This is a genomic window from Serratia sp. CY47280 (assembly GCF_052168655.1).
Taxonomy (GTDB): Bacteria; Pseudomonadota; Gammaproteobacteria; order Enterobacterales; family Enterobacteriaceae; genus Serratia; species Serratia bockelmannii.
The window spans coordinates 142,049-160,168 of record NZ_JBJNMG010000006.1; the positions used below are offsets into that span (position 1 = coordinate 142,049).

An 18,120-nucleotide genomic window follows, 5' to 3' on the forward strand; every position below is an offset into this window, starting at 1 on the left:
AAGCCGACTATGCTCACGCGCTTGCGAGAAATTGTAGAGAAGGTGGCCGCGGCGGCCAGTCTGACGGATGCGCTGGATCTGCTGGTCAATGAAACCTGTCTGGCGATGGACACCGAAGTGTGTTCCATCTACCTGGCGGACAACGATCGCCGCTGCTACTACCTGATGGCCACGCGCGGTCTGAAAAAGCCGCGCGGGCGCACTATCGCATTGGCGTTTGACGAGGGCGTCGTCGGGTTGGTCGGCCGCCGGGCCGAGCCTATCAACCTGGCCGATGCTCAAAGCCATCCCAGTTTCAAATATGTCCCTCAGGTGAAAGAGGATCGTTTCCGATCCTTCCTCGGGGTGCCAATCATTCACCGGCGCCAGCTGTTGGGCGTGCTGGTGGTGCAGCAGCGTGAGCTGCGCCAGTTCGACGAAAGCGAAGAGTCTTTCATGGTCACCCTGGCCACGCAGATGGCCGGGATCCTGTCACAGTCGCAGCTTAACGCCATTTTCGGCCAGTATCGCCAAACGCGCGTGCGCGCGCTGGCGGCCTCGCCCGGCGTGGCGGTGGCGGAAGGGTGGCAGGACAGCAGCCAGCCTTCGCTCGATCAGGTTTACCGCGCGTCGACGCTGGACACCGCCAGCGAGCGCGAGCGCCTGACGTTGGCGCTGGAAGAGGCCGGCGCGGAATTTCGTCGCTTCAGCAAGCGTTTTGCCGCCAGCTCGCAAAAAGAGAGCGCGGCGATCTTCGATCTTTATTCTCACCTGCTAAACGATGCCCGCCTCAAGCGCGAATTGTTCGCCGAAATTGATAACGGCTCGGTGGCGGAATGGGCGGTGAAGCAGGTGATAGAAGCCTTTGCCGAACAGTTCGCCAAACTGCAGGACACCTATATGCGCGAGCGCGGCAGCGACCTGCGCGCGCTGGGCCAGCGCCTGCTGTTCCACCTCGACGACACCACTCAGGGCGCCACCCAGTGGCCGGCGCGTTTTGTGCTGGTGGCGGATGAACTGACCGCGACATTGCTGGCAGAAGTGCCGCAGGATCGCCTGGTCGGCGTGGTGGTGCGCGACGGCGCCGCCAACTCGCATGCGGCGATTTTGGTGCGGGCGATGGGCGTGCCGACGGTGATGGGCGCCGACATCCAGCCTTCTCTGCTCAGCCAGCGGCTGCTGATCGTTGATGGGTATCGCGGCGAACTGCTGGTCGATCCTGAGCCGGTGCTGGTGCAGGAATACCAACGGCTGATCAGCGAAGAACAGGAACTGAGCAAGCTGGCGGAAGACGACGTCGAACAGCCGGCGCAGTTGAAAAGCGGCGAACGCGTTCAGGTGATGTTGAACGCCGGCCTCAGCCCGGAACATGAACAGCTGTTGGGCGGCCGGGTGGACGGCGTGGGATTGTACCGCACTGAAATTCCGTTCATGTTGCAAAGCGGTTTCCCTTCCGAAGAAGAACAGGTCGCGCAGTATCAAGGTATGTTGCAGCTTTACCCCAACAAACCAGTCACGTTGCGCACGCTAGACATCGGCGCCGACAAGCAACTGCCCTACATGCCGATCAGCGAAGAAAATCCCTGCCTGGGCTGGCGCGGCATTCGCATCACTCTGGACCAGCCGGAGATCTTTTTGATACAGGTGCGCGCCATGCTGCGCGCCAATGCCGGCACCGGCAACCTGGGCATTTTGCTGCCGATGGTCACCAGCCTGGAAGAGGTCGATGAGGCCAAGCGCCTGATTGACCGCGCCGGGCGCGAGGTGGAAGAGGTGCTTGGCTACGCGATCCCGAAACCGAAAATCGGCGTGATGTTGGAAGTGCCGTCGATGATTTTCCTGATCCCGCATTTGGCCGGGCGCGTCGACTTCATCTCGGTAGGCACCAACGATTTGACCCAGTACCTGCTGGCGGTGGATCGCAACAACACGCGGGTAGCCTCGCTGTACGACAGTCTGCATCCCGCGATGCTGCAGGTGCTGAAGCTGATCGCCGAACAGGGGAAAGCGGCCGGGCTGCAGCTTAGCCTGTGCGGTGAACTGGCCGGCGATCCGATGGGCGCGCTGTTGCTGGTGGGCATGGGCTATCGCAATCTGAGCATGAACGGCCGCAGCGTGGCGCGCATCAAATACCTGCTGCGACATATCGACCTTGCCGACGCGGAAGTGTTGGCGCTCCGGGTGTTGAACACCCAAATGACCACGGAAGTGCGCCATTTGGTGGCGGCGTTTATGGAGCGACGCGGCATGGGCGGATTGATTCGCGGCGGCAGATAATCGCCGCGCGATGTGATTTTTTTACAGAACTTTTCCCGCGCTGCCGGCCCGGACCGCGCCAAGCCTATGTTATGATGCGCAACCTCAGCGCGACGCATGTTCGTCGTCTTGCAAACCGCAGCGGCCAATGCTGCCGTTTGCAAGGCGCGAGGTAATGTCCGTCGCCGTTTGGCACCTGCCGCCCCCGCATGGGGAAAAATAACAGACATGTTGTGGTGATAGATGAGCAATAGCTATCTGGCGTTTCCTAAATTTGATCCGGTCATTTTCTCCATTGGCCCGGTTTCTTTGCATTGGTACGGCCTGATGTATCTGGTCGGCTTCGTTTTTGCCATGTGGCTGGCGGTGCGCCGCGCCAACAAGCCGGGCAGCGGCTGGACCAAAGACGAAGTGGAAAACCTGCTCTATGCCGGTTTCCTGGGCGTATTCGTCGGCGGCCGCGTGGGCTATGTGCTGTTCTACAACCTGCCGTTGTTCCTGGATAACCCGCTCTATCTGTTCAAGGTCTGGGATGGCGGCATGTCGTTCCACGGCGGTTTGATGGGGGTGATTCTGGTGATGTTCTGGTTCGCTCGTCGTACCAAACGCACCTTCTTCCAGGTTTCCGATTTTATCGCGCCATTGATCCCGTTCGGTTTGGGCGCCGGCCGCCTCGGCAACTTCATCAACGGTGAACTGTGGGGCCGCGTGACTACCGACACCCCTTGGGCGATGCTTTTCCCAAGCTCGCGCAGCGAAGACGTGGCCCTCGCCGCCGCCGATCCTTCTCTGCTGCCGCTGCTGAACCAGTACGGCGTGCTGCCGCGTCACCCGTCCCAGCTGTATGAACTGCTGCTGGAAGGCGTGGTGCTGTTTATCATTCTGAACCTGTTCATCCGCAAGCCGCGGCCGATGGGTGCCGTATCGGGCCTGTTCCTGAGCGGTTATGGCGCATTCCGCATTATCGTCGAAGCGTTCCGCCAGCCGGATGCCCAGCTTGGCCTGTTCGACGGCGTGATCAGCATGGGGCAGATCCTGTCCATCCCGATGGTGGTGGCCGGTATTATTATGATGATTTGGGCGTACCGTCGTCGCCCGCAGCAACAACTGTCGTGAGGGACAAATGAAACAGTATCTGGATTTGATGAACAAGGTGCTCGCCGAGGGCACTCCTAAAGCCGACCGTACCGGCACTGGCACGTTGTCGATTTTCGGCCACCAGATGCGTTTCAATTTGCAGGATGGCTTTCCGTTGGTGACCACGAAAAAATGTCACCTGCGTTCGATCATTCATGAGCTGTTGTGGTTCCTGAACGGCGATACCAACACCGCCTACCTGCGTGACAACAAGGTCACCATTTGGGACGAGTGGGCCGATGAAAACGGCGATCTCGGCCCGGTGTACGGCAAGCAGTGGCGCGCCTGGGGGGCGGCGGATGGTCGTCAGATCGATCAGCTGAGCAATGTGCTCCAACAGCTGAAGCAGGATCCGGATTCGCGCCGCATCATCGTTTCCGCCTGGAACGTCGGTGAGCTGGACCAGATGGCGCTGGCGCCGTGCCACGCGTTCTTCCAGTTCTACGTGGCGGACGGCAAGCTCTCTTGCCAGCTGTACCAGCGTTCCTGCGACGTGTTCCTGGGCCTGCCGTTCAACATCGCCAGCTATGCGCTGTTGGTGCACATGATGGCGCAGCAGTGCGATCTGGAAGTGGGTGATTTCGTCTGGACCGGTGGTGATACCCACCTGTACAGCAACCACATGGAACAGACGCGGCTGCAGCTGACGCGTGAACCACGTCCGTTGCCGAAACTGGTGATCAAACGCAAGCCGGCTTCGCTGTTCGATTACCGTTTCGAAGACTTCGAGATCGAAGGTTACGATCCGCATCCGGCCATCAAGGCGCCGGTCGCGATCTGACCTTAACCGCATCACACCAGGGGCGCAGCGATTGCGCCCCTTTTTTTATCCGCATTGCGCGCCGCGCCGCATTTTATTGTCGCCATTTGTCACTATAGGGAAAACATTGCGCAGCTTGCCGCAAGGCTTGCGCATGCGGCTTTACCGCTTTGTTACGGCCCTTACACTGGCCGCATGAACGAAAATACGCTATCGAACATCGATGACCGCCAGCGTGGTATGACGCTGATTGAGCTGTTGGCGGCGCTCCTGATCGCCGGCATGCTCACCGGCTGGGGCGTCGGGCAATGGCGCTATCATCAGCAAGCGCTGCGGCTGGAACACACGGCCCAACAGCTGCTGGCGTTTTTGCTGCGACTGCAGGCGGACGCCAACTGGCGTAACCGCCCGGCGCTGCTGTGGTTCAAGAACGGCACGCCCTGGTGTCTGGGCGGTGGCGTGCCGCCGCCGGATTGCGGTTCAGCCGAAGGCTCCGTTTTTTTGCCGTTTTATCGTGACGTTGCGCTGAGCGGTTATACCGACAAAGAAATCGGGTTTTACGGTTTGCGCAATACTGCGCAGGCGGGGCATATCCAGCTCAGCAATGAGGCAGGCGGCCTGCGGCTAGTGCTGTCTGCCCGAGGGCGGCTGCGTTTATGCAGCGAAGGGCTCCGGATAAGGGGGATCGCGCCATGCTGACTGTCGAACGCGGTTTTACTCTGCCGGAGGTCATGTTGGCGCTGGTGTTCGGCAGCGTGATCGCGCTTGGCGCGGCAAAAACTTACCCGCTGTTACGCCAGCAGAACGTGGCCGTTGGTCAGCACTTTCGGCTGGAGTCAACGCTGCGACAGCTGGCGTTCGGCATTGAGAAAGATCTGCGCCGCGCCGGTTTTTGCGCCGGGCAGTGCGCAGGCCGTCCGTTGCTGATCGGCCAGGCATCGGGAGAAGCGGCGGGCAGCTGCGTTATCGTCGCTTACGACATCACCCGCAGCGGGCAATGGCTCACCTCGGGCGAGGATGTAGGCTATTTCGGTTATCGGCTGCGCAATGGCGGCTTGGAAGGGCAGCGCGGCGTAAGCCAATGCGACGGCGGCGGCTGGGAGCGGCTACTCGATCATGACGAAGTGCGCATTGAGCGGTTTCATGTGGCGATAGAGCGGGGCGATCACGGCGCAGCGTTGGCTCGTCTGACGCTGACGGGGCGCTCCGCCAGCGATACGCGTATCAGGCGCAGTCTGAGCGGGAGCGTCGAAATGGCGGCGCTGCCATGAAGCGGCGCACCCAGCGAGGCGGTAGCACCCTGGCGGCGGTGATGTTGCTGCTGGCGCTGGGGCTGATGTTGCTCAATGCTCAGCATCGGCAATTGGATAACGCGCTGTTACTGGCCGCCGATCAGCAGCGTTACCTTCAGGCTTACAATCAGGCCGCTTCGGCGCTGAGTTGGGGGATGAGCCAGCGCTGGCCGCGCGCCGAGCTGAGTGCAGCGGCCTGGCTATGCAGGCAGCGCGTGGAATTGACGGCCTGCGCCCGGCTGTCTACCAGAGCGGGGGTGGTGACGGTACGCGGCCTTGGTGAGATGCACGGGGGGGAGCCGCTTTGGCTGTATCAATGGGGCGTGTTTGACGATGCAGAGGCTGCTGGCAAGGTGCAAGCGCAGCCAGGGGGGCGGCTGGATTTTTGCCCCGAGAAAAGGCTGGCTGACTGCGATGGCTAACGCTCGCGCAGGGCGGCTATCCCGCAACGGCTTCAGCCTACCGGAGGTATTGGTGGCAGCCTTGCTGTTCTCGGTGTCGCTGCTTGGCTTGTTACAGTATCATCAGGTGCTGTTGCAGTCGTTTCAGCGCCAGTGGCACTACCGGCAAGCCTGGGCGCTGGCGCACCAGCAGTTGGAAACGTTCGCCGTCACCGGGCGGCTCGATGCCGAACCACCGCCGGAAGGCTGGCGACGTGAGGCGGCGCTTGACGATGCGGAGAGTGATTGCCGTCGATTGACGGTCAGGGTTCAAACGCCGCAGCGGCAGTGGGCAACGCTGAGCCGTTGGTATTGCACCCGTTTTTGAGCCGGTATGTTTTTTGTTTTAAAGGAGCGTTCATGTTCACGGTTTATCATTCCAATCAGCTGGATTTATTGAAGACGCTGACCAGCGCGCTGATAGCCAGAGATCCGTTGGCCGATCCTTTTCAACAGGAAGTGGTGCTGGTGCAGAGCCCCGGGATGGCGCAATGGCTGCAGATGCAGCTGGCGGAACAGTTCGGCATCGCCGCCAATGTCGCGTTTCCGCTGCCGGCGACCTTTATTTGGGACATGTTCACCCGGGTGCTGCCGGATATCCCGAAAGAGAGCGCCTTCAGCAAGGACGCCATGACCTGGAAGCTGATGTGGTTGCTGCCAGAGATGCTGACCCAACCGGCGTTTGCGCCGCTACAGCACTATCTGACCGATGACGGCGACAAGCGCAAAATTCATCAGCTGGCCGGCCGGGTCGCCGACCTGTTCGACCAATATTTGGTTTATCGCCCGCAGTGGCTGGAGAGTTGGCAGCGCGGTGAGCGCATCGACGGTCTGGCGGAGGCTCAGCAATGGCAGGCGCCGCTCTGGGCGCGGCTGGTAGAGTACACACGCGAACTGGGGCAGCCGGAATGGCACCGCGCCAATCTGTACAGCCGCTTTATCCACGCGCTGGAGCAGGCAAAAACGTGCCCACCCGGTTTGCCGCCGCGGGTGTTTATCTGCGGCATCTCGGCGTTGCCGCCGGTCTATTTGGAGGCGCTGCAGGCGCTGGGGCGGCATATCGATATCCACCTGATGTTCACCAACCCCTGTCGTTATTACTGGGGCGACATTCAGGATTACGCTTTCCTGGCCCGCTTGCAGAGCCGTAAACGCCGTCACTACCACCAGGCTCGTGAGCAGGGGCTGTTCCGCGAGCCGGATGACGCGGCGCGCCTGTTTGACGCCGAAGGCCAGCAGCAGCTCAGCAACCCGCTGTTGGCCTCCTGGGGCAAGCTGGGGCGCGATCATCTCTATCTGCTGTCGCAGATGGAAGGGGCGCAAGAGGTCGACGCCTTTGTCGATATCCCGGCGGATACCATGCTGCACGCCGTTCAGCGCGACATGCTGGAGTTGGAAGATCATGCGGTGATCGGTATTACCGCGGAAACGCTGGAAAGCAGCGTCAGCAAACGCCCGCTTGATGAGAATGACCGCTCCCTCAGCCTGCACGCCTGCCACAGCCCACAGCGGGAAGTGGAGGTGCTGCACGATCAACTGCTGACCATGCTGGCGCAGGATCCGTCGTTGACACCGCGCGACATCATCGTGATGGTAGCGGATATCGACAGCTACACGCCTTATATTCAGGCAGTGTTCGGCAACGCGCCCGCCGAGCGCTACCTGCCGTTCGCCATTTCTGACCGTAAAGCGCGGCAGGCGCATCCGGCGCTGCAGGCGTTCATTTCACTGCTCGATTTGCCGCAAAGCCGCTTTACCTCGGAACAGGTGCTGGCGCTGCTGGAGGTGCCTGCCCTGGCTACCCGTTTCGCCATCGGCGAAGAGGGGCTGCGCCTGCTGCGTCACTGGGTTGGTGAATCCGGCGTTCGCTGGGGCCTGGACGACGATAACGTGCGCGAACTGGATCTGCCCGCCACTGGCCAGCATACCTGGCGCTTCGGCATTACGCGCATGCTGCTCGGCTACGCGATGGACAGCAATGCCGGCGATTGGCAGGGCATTTTACCTTACGACGAATCGAGCGGGTTGGCCGCCGAGTTGGCGGGGCAGTTGGCAGACCTGCTGGCGCAGCTCAGCCACTGGCGGCAAGTCTTGAGCGAAGCGCGCCCGCTCGAGGCGTGGCTGCCGTTGTGCCGGCAACTGCTGGATGCCTTCTTCGCCGCGGACAGTGACACTGAAGTCGTGCTGGCGCTGATCGAACAGCAGTGGCAGCAGGCCATCAATTTTGGCCTGGCGGCGCGCTATCCCGACGAGGTGCCGTTGACCATTCTGCGTGACGATCTGGCGGCGCGCCTCGATCAGGAACGCATCAGTCAGCGCTTCCTCGCCGGGCAAATCAACTTCTGTACGCTGATGCCGATGCGTTCCATTCCGTTCAAGGTGGTGTGCCTGCTGGGCATGAACGACGGCGTGTATCCGCGCACGCTGCCGCCGCTGGGGTTCGATCTGATGGCGCAGCAGGTCAAACGTGGCGACCGTAGCCGGCGGGATGACGACCGCTATCTGTTCCTGGAAGCGATTTTGTCCGCTCAGCAGCGGCTGTATATCAGCTTCATCGGCCGTTCCATTCAGGACAACAGCCCGCGCTATCCTTCGGTGCTGGTCACCGAGCTGCTGGAGTACCTGGAGCAAAGCTATTGTCTGCCGGGAGACGAGGAACTTAGTGCAGACGACAGCGCCCGCCGAGTGGGCGAGCACTTGCTGAAGTGGCATGCGCGCATGCCGTTCGCCGCCGAGAATTTCTTGCCGGGCTCGGAGGCGCAAAGCTATGCCGCCGAGTGGCTGCCCGCCGCCGATGGTCGCGGTGCGGCGCATCCGGCGTTCAACCAGCCGCTGCCCGCCGAAGCGCTGCAGCAAATAGCGTTGGATGAGCTGCTGCGGTTTTATCGCCATCCGATTCGTGCCTTCTTCCAGCTGCGCTTGGGCGTCAGTTTTATCCTGGAAGAGACCGAGTTGCCGGACGAAGAACCCTTCACGCTGGATAACCTCAGCCGTTACCAGTTCAACAGTCAACTGCTGAATACGCTTATCGACGGCGACGATCCCGAGCGGCTATTCCAGCGGGTGCGCGCCGCCGGTGGGTTGCCCTATGGCGCCTTCGGCGAAATTTATTGGCAAAAGCAGCAGGAAGAAATGAGCGAACTGGCCGAGCAGGTGCGTGCGGAACGGGCGCAGAGCCATAGCCTGGAGCTGGATATCGATATCGCCGGCGTGCGCCTCAGTGGCTGGCTGCACCAGGTGCAGGATGACGGCCTGTTGCGCTGGCGGCCCGCTACGCTGTCGGCGGTGGACGGCATATTGTTGTGGCTGGAGCACCTGGTGTATTGCTGTGCCGGCGGCACCGGCGAGAGCCGCATGTATGGCCGCAAGAACTCCGCCTGGCGCTTTGCCGCGCTGGCGCCAGAAGAGGCGCAGGCGCAGTTGGCGGAACTGCTGGCGGGCTATCAACGCGGTCTGTGTGAGCCGCTGCTGTTGCTGAACAAGAGCGGCTGGGCGTGGCTGAGCCAGTGCTATCTGCCGGAAACGCAGCAAATCGACTGGGAGGAAGACGCGCAAATTAAGGCCCGCGCCAAATTGCTGCAGGCTTGGCAGGGCGATCAGCGCATTCCCGGAGAAGGGGAAGATCCCTACGTGCAGCGAGTATTCCGCCAATTGGATAATGAATACTTGGCGCAAATTCTGGCCGAAACAGAGCGTTATCTGCTGCCGGTGGCGCGGCATAACCTGGGGTAACAATCCCTCGGTGGTGCTGTGCAGCGGGAGGTGGTAAAAATAACGAAGGTTATATTCAACCATTGGGGTAATTCCCGGTCTGACATAACGTACAGGCATATACCCGCCGTGTTTCGGACCGCCACATTGGCGAAGAACCCGGCGAGTACCGATTTGGTTATGTGGTTTTGATGCACGTCGCCAACGTCAGGGAGTGGGCGTAGCGACGTCAGAATAGGGGTTTATTTTGGATATGCGCAGACAGTTGGCCCGTATCGCCGGGCTGGTATTATTGGCTATGTGTTGGGCACCGTTGAGTTGGGCCGCGCAAGGATGGCAACCGCTGGCGGAGAAGATCAACAAGAGCGAACACGATCCGCGTCAGTACGAGGCGATCAAGTTGGCTAACGGCATGACGGTGTTGCTGGTGTCCGATGCCCAGGCGCCGAAATCGCTGGCGGCGCTGGCATTGCCGGTCGGGTCGCTCGAAGATCCGAACAGCCAACTGGGCTTGGCGCACTATCTGGAACATATGGTGCTGATGGGCTCCAAACGCTATCCAGAGCCGGAAAACCTGTCCGAATTCCTGAAAAAGCACGGCGGCAGCCATAACGCCAGCACGGCCTCTTATCGCACCGCCTTCTATCTGGAAGTGGAGAATGACGCGCTGGAGCCGGCGGTCGATCGCATGGCCGACGCCATTGCCGAGCCGCTGCTGGATCCGGGCAATGCCGATCGTGAGCGCAACGCGGTGAACGCCGAATTGACGATGGCGCGCTCGCGCGACGGCATGCGCATGGCGCAGGTCGGCGCGGAAACCCTTAACCCGGCGCACCCGAGCGCGCGCTTCTCCGGCGGCAATCTCGATACGCTGAAAGACAAGCCGGACAGCAAGTTGCATGATGAACTGACCGGCTTCTATAAACGCTACTACTCCGCCAACCTGATGATGGGCGTTTTGTACGGTAATCAGCCGCTGCCGCAGTTGGCGGATATTGCGGCGAAAACCTTTGGCCGCGTGCCGAATCACGACGCCAGCGTGCCGCCGATCACCGTGCCGGCCGTGACGCCGGAACAGCAGGGTATCATCATTCACTATGTGCCGGCGCAGCCGCGCAAGCAGCTGAAGGTCGAGTTCCGCATCGATAACAACAGCGCCGCGTTTCGCAGCAAAACCGATACCTACATCAGCTACCTGATCGGCAACCGCAGCAAAAACACCCTGTCTGACTGGTTGCAGAAGCAGGGGCTGGCGGACGCCATCAATGCCGGCGCGGATCCGATGGTCGATCGCAACGGCGGCGTCTTCGCCATCAGCGTTTCACTGACCGACAAAGGTCTGGCCAAACGCGACGAGGTCGTCGCCGCCATTTTCAACTACCTGAAAATGCTGCGCAGCGAAGGCATCAAGCAGAGTTATTTCGACGAAATCTCGCACGTTCTGAATCTGGACTTCCGTTATCCGTCGATCACGCGCGACATGGACTACATCGAATGGCTGGTGGACACCATGCTGCGTGTGCCGGTTGAGCATGCGCTGGACGCACCCTACCTGGCCGATCGTTATGATCCCAAGGCGATCGCTGAACGTCTGGATGCCATGACGCCGCAAAATGCGCGCATCTGGTTCGTCAGCCCCGATGAGCCGCACAACAAGACGGCCTATTTCGTCAACGCGCCTTACCAGGTCGACAAAATCACGCCACAGCGCTTTACGCAGTGGCAGCAGCTGGGCAGCGGCATTTCTCTGTCGTTGCCGGCGCTCAACCCGTACATTCCGGATGATTTCACCCTGACCAAACCGTCGCACGAGTTCAAAAAGCCGGAAATGGTGGTGGATAAACCCGGCCTGCGCGTGCTGTATATGCCGAGCCGTTATTTCGCCGACGAGCCGAAGGCCGACGTCACCGTCGCTTTCCGCAACGCCAAGACCATGGATTCCGCGCGCAACCAGGTGCTGTTCTCGCTGACGGATTATCTGGCCGGCCTCGCGCTGGATCAACTGAGCTATCAGGCGTCGGTCGGCGGGTTGAGTTTCTCGACGTCGCCGAACAACGGCCTGATGTTTAACGCCAACGGCTTTACCCAGCGTTTGCCGCAGTTGTTGACGGCGCTGATCGAGGGCTATTCCAGCTTCACGCCGACGGAAGATCAGCTGGCGCAGGCCAAATCCTGGTACCTGGAGCAGTTGGACGCCGCCGAGAAGGGCAAAGCGTTTGAGCTGGCCATTCAGCCGGTGCAGATGGTTTCCCGCGTGCCGTATTCCGAACGCAGTGAGCGCCGCGAAGTGCTGAAGACGCTGACGCTGAAAGACGTGCTGGCCTATCGCGACAGCCTGCTGGCCGAGGCCACGCCGGAGCTGTTGGTGGTGGGCAACATGAGCAAGCAGCAGGTCGACACGTTGGCGTCGACGTTGAAACATCGTCTGGGCTGTACCGGCATCGAATGGTGGCACGGCGAAGACGTGGTGGTGGACAAGAATCAGCTAGCCAACCTGCAACAGGTGGGCAGCAGCACCGACTCGGCGCTGGCGGCGGTCTATGTGCCGACCGGCTACGACGAAGTGACCGGCATGGCCTACAGCTCGCTGCTGGGGCAGATCATTCAGCCGTGGTTCTACAGCCAGCTGCGCACTCAGGAGCAATTGGGGTATGCGGTCTTCGCCTTCCCGATGTCGGTGGGCCGCCAGTGGGGCGTGGGCTTCCTGCTGCAGAGCAACAGCAAGCAGCCGGCCTACCTGTACCAGCGCTATCAGGATTTCTACCCGAAAACCGAGAAGCGCTTGCGCGACATGAGCGAGGCCGATTTTGAGCAGTACAAACAGGCGCTCATTAATGAGCTGAAGCAGCGGCCGCAAACCCTCAGCGAAGAAGCCAGCCGGTTCGCCAACGATTTCGATCGCGGCAATTTCGCCTTCGATACCCGTCAGAAGCTGATTGCGCAGGTGCAACAGCTGACGCCGGCCAAGCTGGCGGATTATTTCCACCAGGCGGTGATCCAACCGCAGGGGCTGGCGGTGCTGTCGCAGGTGAGCGGCAGCGGGCAAGACAAGGCGGATTACGCGGCGCCTAAGGATTGGGTTACCTATCCGAACGCGTCTGCATTGCAGCAGATCCTGCCGCGCAAAGTGGCGACGCCATGACGGAAGTTGCCCCGCAAAGGCTGGAGCCGCTGACGTTACCGTTGTTCGGCGAACGCCTGATCGAGGCGTCAGCGGGCACCGGCAAAACCTTTACCATCGGCGCGCTGTACCTGCGTTTGCTGCTGGGGTTGGGCGGTGAAGCAGCGTTTCCCCGGCCGCTGACGGTCGAAGAAATCCTGGTGGTGACCTTTACCGAGGCCGCCACCGAGGAGCTGCGCGGGCGCATCCGCGACAATATCCACGGGCTGCGCATCGCCTGCGTGCGCGGTATCAGCGCCAACCCGCTGTTTTCGGCGCTGATGGAAGAAATTGACGATTTGACCGACGCCGCCTCGCAGCTGCTGGCGGCGGAGCGGCAGATGGACGAAGCGGCGATTTACACCATCCACGGCTTTTGCCAACGAATGTTGACGCACAACGCCTTTGAGTCCGGCATGCTGTTTGAACAAACGCTGGTGCAGGATGAACTGCCGCTGCGGCGGCAGGCCTGCGCCGATTTCTGGCGTCGCCACTGCTATCCGTTGCCACTGGGCGTGGCGCGTGCGGTCAGCCAGGAGTGGAGCGGCCCGGAAGCGTTGCTGGCCGACCTTTCCGGTTATCTGCACGGTGAAGCGCCGGCGCTGCGTCGGCCGCCGAAGGACGAAGAAACCGTCCTGATGCGCCACGAGCAGATCGTCGCGCGCATCGACGCCATCAAGGCGCAATGGCGGGCGGCGGCGGGCGATCTGGAGGCGTTAATCGCCCAGTCCGGTGTCGATAAGCGCAGCTACAGCAGCAAACACCTGCCGAACTGGCTGAACAAGGTCGGCGAATGGAGCGGGCAGGAGACTCAGGACTACCAGCTGCCGAAGGAACTGGATAAATTTCGCCAGTCGGTGCTGCTGGAGAAGACCAAGAAAGGCGAGCCGCCGCGGCATGCGCTGTTCACGGCGATCGACGAGCTGTTTGATGAACCCTTGACGCTGCGCGACCTGATCATGGCGCGCGCGCTCAGCGAGATCCGCACTTCCATTCAGCAAGAAAAGCGCCAGCGCGCCGAGCTGGGGTTTGACGACCTGCTCAGCCGGCTGGACGGCGCCTTGCAAAGCGGTGGCGGCGAACAGCTGGCACAGGCGATCCGCCAGCGTTACCCGGTGGCGATGATCGATGAATTCCAGGATACCGATCCGCAGCAATACCGCATTTTCCAAAAACTTTACGTCGGCCGGCCCGATTGCGGCCTGCTGCTGATCGGCGATCCCAAGCAGGCGATTTACGCCTTTCGCGGTGCCGACATCTTTACCTACATGCGGGCGCGCTCAGAGGTGAGCGCCCACTATACGCTGGAGACCAACTGGCGCTCGTCGCCGTCGATGGTCGCCAGCGTTAATCACCTGTTTTCTCAGGTAGAAAAGCCTTTCCTGTTCGGCCAAATCCCCTTTATCGAGGTCAGCGCGGCGGAAAAGAACCAAGGGCTGGCGTTTGAATTGCACGGCAAGCCGCAACCGGCGATGCAGTTCTGGCTGCAGCAGGGGGAAGGCGCCGGTGTAAGTGATTACCAACAGCTGATGGCGCGCCTGTGCGCCACGCAAATTCGCGACTGGCTCAGCGCCGGGCAGCAGGGCCAGGCGTGGCTGCAGGGCGGCAAGATGCCAAGGCCGGTACAAGCCTCCGATATCACGGTGCTGGTGCGCAGCCGCAATGAGGCGGCGTTGGTGCGCGATGCGCTGAGTGCGCTTTCTATTCCTTCGGTGTATCTGTCCAACCGCGATAGCGTGTTCGACACCCCGGAGGCCAAAGACCTGCTGTGGTTGTTGCAGGCGGTGTTGGCGCCGGAGCAAGAGCGCACGCTGCGCAGCGCCATGGCCACCGGGCTGATGGGGCTGGACGCGCCGACGTTGGACGGCCTGAGCCGCGATGAGCGCGCCTGGGACTCGCTGGTTAATGAATTCGACAGTTACCGCACGCTCTGGCTGCGCCGCGGCGTGTTGCCGATGCTGAGCGAGGTGATGAAAGCGCGCCAGCTGGCGGAGAACCTGCTGGCCAGCGCCGGCGGCGAGCGTCGCTTGACCGACGTGCTGCATCTGGGGGAGCTGTTGCAAGAGGCGGCGGCGCAGCTCGACAGCGAGCATGCGCTGGTGCGCTGGCTGGCGCAGCAGATCTCCCAGCCTAATCGTCAGTCCGATAATCAGCAGCTGCGGCTGGAGAGCGACCGGCATCTGGTGCAGGTGATCACGATTCACAAGTCTAAGGGGTTGGAGTTCGATCTGGTGTGGCTGCCGTTCGTCGGCAACTTCCGCCAGCAGCAACAGGCGCTGTATCACGATCGCCACAGTTTCCAGGCGTTGCTGGATCTCGACGCCAATGAAGAGAGCCAGGCCTGGGCGGAGGAGGAGCGATTAGCGGAAGACCTGCGTCTGCTGTATGTGGCGCTGACCCGCTCGGTGTACCACTGCAGCATCGGCATCGCACCGTTGTTCCAGGTCACGCGCAAGAAACAGGGCGATACCGATCTGCACCGCAGCGCATTGGGTTATCTGGTGCAGGGCGGGCAAGCCGGTGACGCCGTGTATCTGCAGGAGCGGCTGCAGCAATTAGCGGGCGGCGGTATCGCGCTGTCGCTGGTTGAACCGCCGGATGAAGAACCCTGGCACCCCCAGGCTTCGCTAACCGAGGCGTTGGAGGCGAAAAGCTTTACCCGGCGGATCCAGGATTTTTGGCGGGTGACCAGCTATACCGGTTTGCAACAGCACGGCGCGAGCCTGATGCAGGATCTGCTGCCGCGTCTGGATGTCGACGCGGCCGGTGAGCGCGGGGAAGAAAGTGAGCCAGCGCTTACACCGCATACCTTCCCGCGCGGCGCAACGCCCGGCACCTTCCTGCACAGCCTGTTTGAAACGCTGGACTTCACCCAGCCGCTCGACGAACAGTGGCTGCTGGAACAGCTACAGCAGCAAGGGTTCGCCGAACACTGGCAACCGATTCTGCTGGCGTGGATGCAGGTGCTGCTCAATACGCCGCTCGATGACAGCGGCGTGACGCTGGCGGCGCTGACGCCGCAGCATAAGCAGGCAGAGCTGCAGTTCTATTTACCGATTAATCGGCTGTTGCAGGCGAAGGAGCTCGATTCCCTGGTGAAGCGTTACGATCCGCTTTCCGCCCGCTGTCCGGCGCTGGATTTTCACCAGGTGCAGGGCATGCTGAAAGGCTTTATCGACCTGGTGTTCTGCTGGCAGGGCAAATACTACCTGCTGGACTACAAGTCCAACTGGCTAGGAGAGGACAGCAGCGCCTATACCCGGCCGGCGATGGAGCAGGCGATGGCGGAGCATCGTTACGATCTGCAATACCAGCTGTACACGCTGGCGTTGCATCGTTATCTGCGCCATCGGTTGCCGGATTATGATTACCGACGCCATTTTGGCGGGGTGATTTATCTGTTCCTGCGCGGCGTGGATGCGGCGCACCCGGGCAATGGCATTTTCACCTGTCTCCCCGAGTTTGAGTTGGTGGAGGGGATGGATCGCTTGTTCAGCGGCGAGGCTGCGGCGGCGGAGGAAGGATCATGATCGCACTGCTGGAGCAGGCGGTGGCGCTTGGCGCGCTGCGCCCGCTGGACGTGCAGTTCGCCCGCGTGGTGGCGAACGAAGACGAGCCTGATATTTTGCTGGCCGCCGCCTGCCTGAGCGCAGAGGCGGGGGCCGGTCATGTCTGCCTGATGCTGGAGCAACTGCAGGCGGACACGCTGTTTGAAGGGCGCCAACCAGCGCTGGCGTTGGCGGTGTGGGAGGCGGTCGGACGACCGGATAGCGCGCGTTGGCAGCAGCGTTTGGCGGCCAGTGCGGCGGTCGGGGATGGCAGCGGCGCAACGCCGCTGGTACTGCGCGGGCCGCGTTTATACCTGCAGCGCATGTGGCAAAACGAAGGTGAAGTGGCGGCGTTTATCGGCGGCGAAGGTGAATCGCTGGCGGTGCCGGAGGAGGCGTTGCGCGCCATTCTCGACCGCTTGTTCGGCACGGCGAGTGACGAACCCGACTGGCAGAAGATCGCCGCCGCGGTGGCGGCTACGCGGCGTATCGCGGTTATTTCCGGCGGACCGGGTACCGGTAAAACCACCACCGTCGCCAAGCTGTTGGCGGCGCTGGTGCAGCTGGATGAAGGCGAACGCTTGCGCATCCAGCTGGCGGCGCCGACCGGCAAGGCAGCGGCGCGCCTGACGGAGTCGCTTGGCAGCGCCAGCCGTCAGTTGGCGTTGACCCCGGCGCAGCAGGCGTTGTTCCCGACGGAGGCGGCGACGTTGCACCGTCTGTTGGGAGCGCAACCTAACAGTCAGCGCATGCGCTATCACCGTGGCAACCGGCTGCATTTGGATGTGCTGGTGGTGGATGAGGCTTCGATGGTCGATCTGCCGATGATGGCGCGCCTGATTGCCGCGCTGCCCGATCGGGCGCGGGTGATTTTCCTTGGCGACCGCGATCAGTTGGCTTCGGTAGAGGCCGGCGCGGTGCTGGGGGATATTTGCCGTTTTGCCGAGCAGGGATACAGCGATGCGCGTGCCGCAGAGCTGAGCCGCCTGACCGGCTGTTCGATCGAAGGGCGGCAGGCCGACGCGGAAGCGGCGGTGCGCGATAGCCTGTGTCTGCTGCGCAAGAGCTATCGCTTCGATGCACGTTCCGGCATCGGCCAGCTGGCGTTGGCGGTCAACGCCGGCGCGGGGGATCGCGCACTGGCGGCACTAAACGGCAGTTTCGGCGATGTCGCGGGCTATGCGCTGGCGACGAGCGAAGAGTATCAGGCGCTGTTGGATGCCTGCGTGGCGGGCTACCGCGACTATCTGCGGCTGACGGCCGAAGGGGCGGACGCGGCGACGGTGCTGGCGGCTTTTGGCCGTTTCCAGGTGCTGTGTGCGCTGCGTGAAGGGCCGTTCGGCGTCGCCGGCCTGAACGAGCGCATTGAGCTCGGGCTGCAGCGTGCGGGCCTGATCGACCGCAAACCGGGCGTGCTTGGCCGCTGGTACCGGGGGCGGCCGGTGATGATCGGCCGCAACGACAGCGCACTGGGGCTGTTCAATGGGGATATCGGCATTACATTGCCGGATGAGCACGGCGATCTGCGCGTGCATTTCCAACTGCCCGACGGCAGTATCAAGTCGGTACAGCCAAGCCGTTTGCCGGCGCATGAAACCGCTTATGCCATGACGGTGCACAAATCACAGGGATCGGAGTTTGACCATACGGTTCTGGTGTTGCCGAACCATTTCCTGCCGGTGCTGACGCGTGAGCTGGTCTATACCGCGATCACTCGTGCGCGTAAGCAGCTCTCACTGTACGCTACGGAGACGGTACTGCTGCGGGCTATTCGCACGCCGACCCAGCGCCGCAGCGGATTGGCTGAACGGTTGCAGGCAACGGAATAAGCGATGAA

11 protein-coding genes are annotated in these 18,120 nt (G+C 61.8%); all 11 read left to right on the plus strand.

Going from position 1 to position 18,120, the window contains the following annotated elements:
* The first annotated feature begins 9 nt into the window (after positions 1-9).
* The 11 genes from ptsP (at position 10) to recD (ending at position 18,112) form a co-directional block, all read left to right on the plus strand.
* A complete protein-coding gene (gene ptsP / locus ACJ8J4_RS20475; protein WP_043139841.1) occupies positions 10-2,256 on the plus strand; it encodes a phosphoenolpyruvate--protein phosphotransferase in 2,247 nt (748 codons plus the stop codon).
* A 222-nt stretch (positions 2,257-2,478) separates the two neighbouring features.
* The gene (lgt, locus tag ACJ8J4_RS20480) at positions 2,479-3,351 is read left to right on the plus strand and encodes a prolipoprotein diacylglyceryl transferase (protein WP_261456828.1); all 873 of its coding nucleotides are present in this window, start codon (positions 2,479-2,481) and stop codon (positions 3,349-3,351) included.
* A gap of 7 nt (positions 3,352-3,358) precedes the next feature.
* Positions 3,359-4,153 (plus strand): thymidylate synthase, encoded by a 795-nt coding sequence (gene thyA, locus ACJ8J4_RS20485; protein WP_025304065.1) that lies wholly within the window; start codon positions 3,359-3,361, stop codon positions 4,151-4,153.
* A 174-nt stretch (positions 4,154-4,327) separates the two neighbouring features.
* Entirely contained in the window at positions 4,328-4,831 is a 504-nt protein-coding gene (locus tag ACJ8J4_RS20490; RefSeq protein ID WP_147823282.1) for a prepilin peptidase-dependent protein, read from the plus strand.
* Complete coding sequence (locus tag ACJ8J4_RS20495) at positions 4,825-5,403, plus strand: prepilin peptidase-dependent protein (protein WP_147823283.1); 579 nt, start codon at positions 4,825-4,827, stop codon at positions 5,401-5,403. The genes ACJ8J4_RS20490 and ACJ8J4_RS20495 overlap by 7 nt, the downstream gene beginning before the upstream one ends.
* Positions 5,400-5,846 (plus strand): YgdB family protein, encoded by a 447-nt coding sequence (locus ACJ8J4_RS20500; RefSeq protein ID WP_043139853.1) that lies wholly within the window; start codon positions 5,400-5,402, stop codon positions 5,844-5,846. The genes ACJ8J4_RS20495 and ACJ8J4_RS20500 overlap by 4 nt, the downstream gene beginning before the upstream one ends.
* On the plus strand, positions 5,839-6,192 hold the full coding sequence (locus ACJ8J4_RS20505; protein WP_060435075.1) for a prepilin-type N-terminal cleavage/methylation domain-containing protein: 354 nt from the start codon (positions 5,839-5,841) through the stop codon (positions 6,190-6,192). Before ACJ8J4_RS20500 ends, ACJ8J4_RS20505 begins: the two co-directional genes overlap by 8 nt.
* Positions 6,193-6,224: 32 nt before the next feature.
* Positions 6,225-9,596: an exodeoxyribonuclease V subunit gamma gene (recC, locus tag ACJ8J4_RS20510; RefSeq protein ID WP_264383740.1), complete on the plus strand. Its 3,372-nt coding sequence runs from the start codon at positions 6,225-6,227 to the stop codon at positions 9,594-9,596.
* A 232-nt stretch (positions 9,597-9,828) separates the two neighbouring features.
* Positions 9,829-12,717 (plus strand): pitrilysin, encoded by a 2,889-nt coding sequence (ptrA, locus tag ACJ8J4_RS20515; RefSeq protein WP_049206156.1) that lies wholly within the window; start codon positions 9,829-9,831, stop codon positions 12,715-12,717.
* The gene (recB, locus tag ACJ8J4_RS20520) at positions 12,714-16,265 is read left to right on the plus strand and encodes an exodeoxyribonuclease V subunit beta (protein ID WP_264383739.1); all 3,552 of its coding nucleotides are present in this window, start codon (positions 12,714-12,716) and stop codon (positions 16,263-16,265) included. The genes ptrA and recB overlap by 4 nt, the downstream gene beginning before the upstream one ends.
* Positions 16,262-18,112, plus strand: coding sequence for an exodeoxyribonuclease V subunit alpha (recD, locus tag ACJ8J4_RS20525; protein ID WP_261127898.1), 1,851 nt, complete (start codon positions 16,262-16,264; stop codon positions 18,110-18,112). The genes recB and recD overlap by 4 nt, the downstream gene beginning before the upstream one ends.
* The last annotated feature ends 8 nt before the right edge of the window (positions 18,113-18,120 follow it).

What these genes read in the sequence shown, in the direction of transcription:
- ptsP (WP_043139841.1), top strand. Translation starts at nt 10, where the DNA reads ATGCTCACGCGCTTGCGAGAAATTGTAGAGAAGGTGGCCGCGGCGGCC.
- lgt (WP_261456828.1), top strand. Translation starts at nt 2,479, where the DNA reads ATGAGCAATAGCTATCTGGCGTTTCCTAAATTTGATCCGGTCATTTTC.
- thyA (WP_025304065.1), top strand. Translation starts at nt 3,359, where the DNA reads ATGAAACAGTATCTGGATTTGATGAACAAGGTGCTCGCCGAGGGCACT.
- ACJ8J4_RS20490 (WP_147823282.1), top strand. Translation starts at nt 4,328, where the DNA reads ATGAACGAAAATACGCTATCGAACATCGATGACCGCCAGCGTGGTATG.
- ACJ8J4_RS20495 (WP_147823283.1), top strand. Translation starts at nt 4,825, where the DNA reads ATGCTGACTGTCGAACGCGGTTTTACTCTGCCGGAGGTCATGTTGGCG.
- ACJ8J4_RS20500 (WP_043139853.1), top strand. Translation starts at nt 5,400, where the DNA reads ATGAAGCGGCGCACCCAGCGAGGCGGTAGCACCCTGGCGGCGGTGATG.
- ACJ8J4_RS20505 (WP_060435075.1), top strand. Translation starts at nt 5,839, where the DNA reads ATGGCTAACGCTCGCGCAGGGCGGCTATCCCGCAACGGCTTCAGCCTA.
- recC (WP_264383740.1), top strand. Translation starts at nt 6,225, where the DNA reads ATGTTCACGGTTTATCATTCCAATCAGCTGGATTTATTGAAGACGCTG.
- ptrA (WP_049206156.1), top strand. Translation starts at nt 9,829, where the DNA reads ATGCGCAGACAGTTGGCCCGTATCGCCGGGCTGGTATTATTGGCTATG.
- recB (WP_264383739.1), top strand. Translation starts at nt 12,714, where the DNA reads ATGACGGAAGTTGCCCCGCAAAGGCTGGAGCCGCTGACGTTACCGTTG.
- recD (WP_261127898.1), top strand. Translation starts at nt 16,262, where the DNA reads ATGATCGCACTGCTGGAGCAGGCGGTGGCGCTTGGCGCGCTGCGCCCG.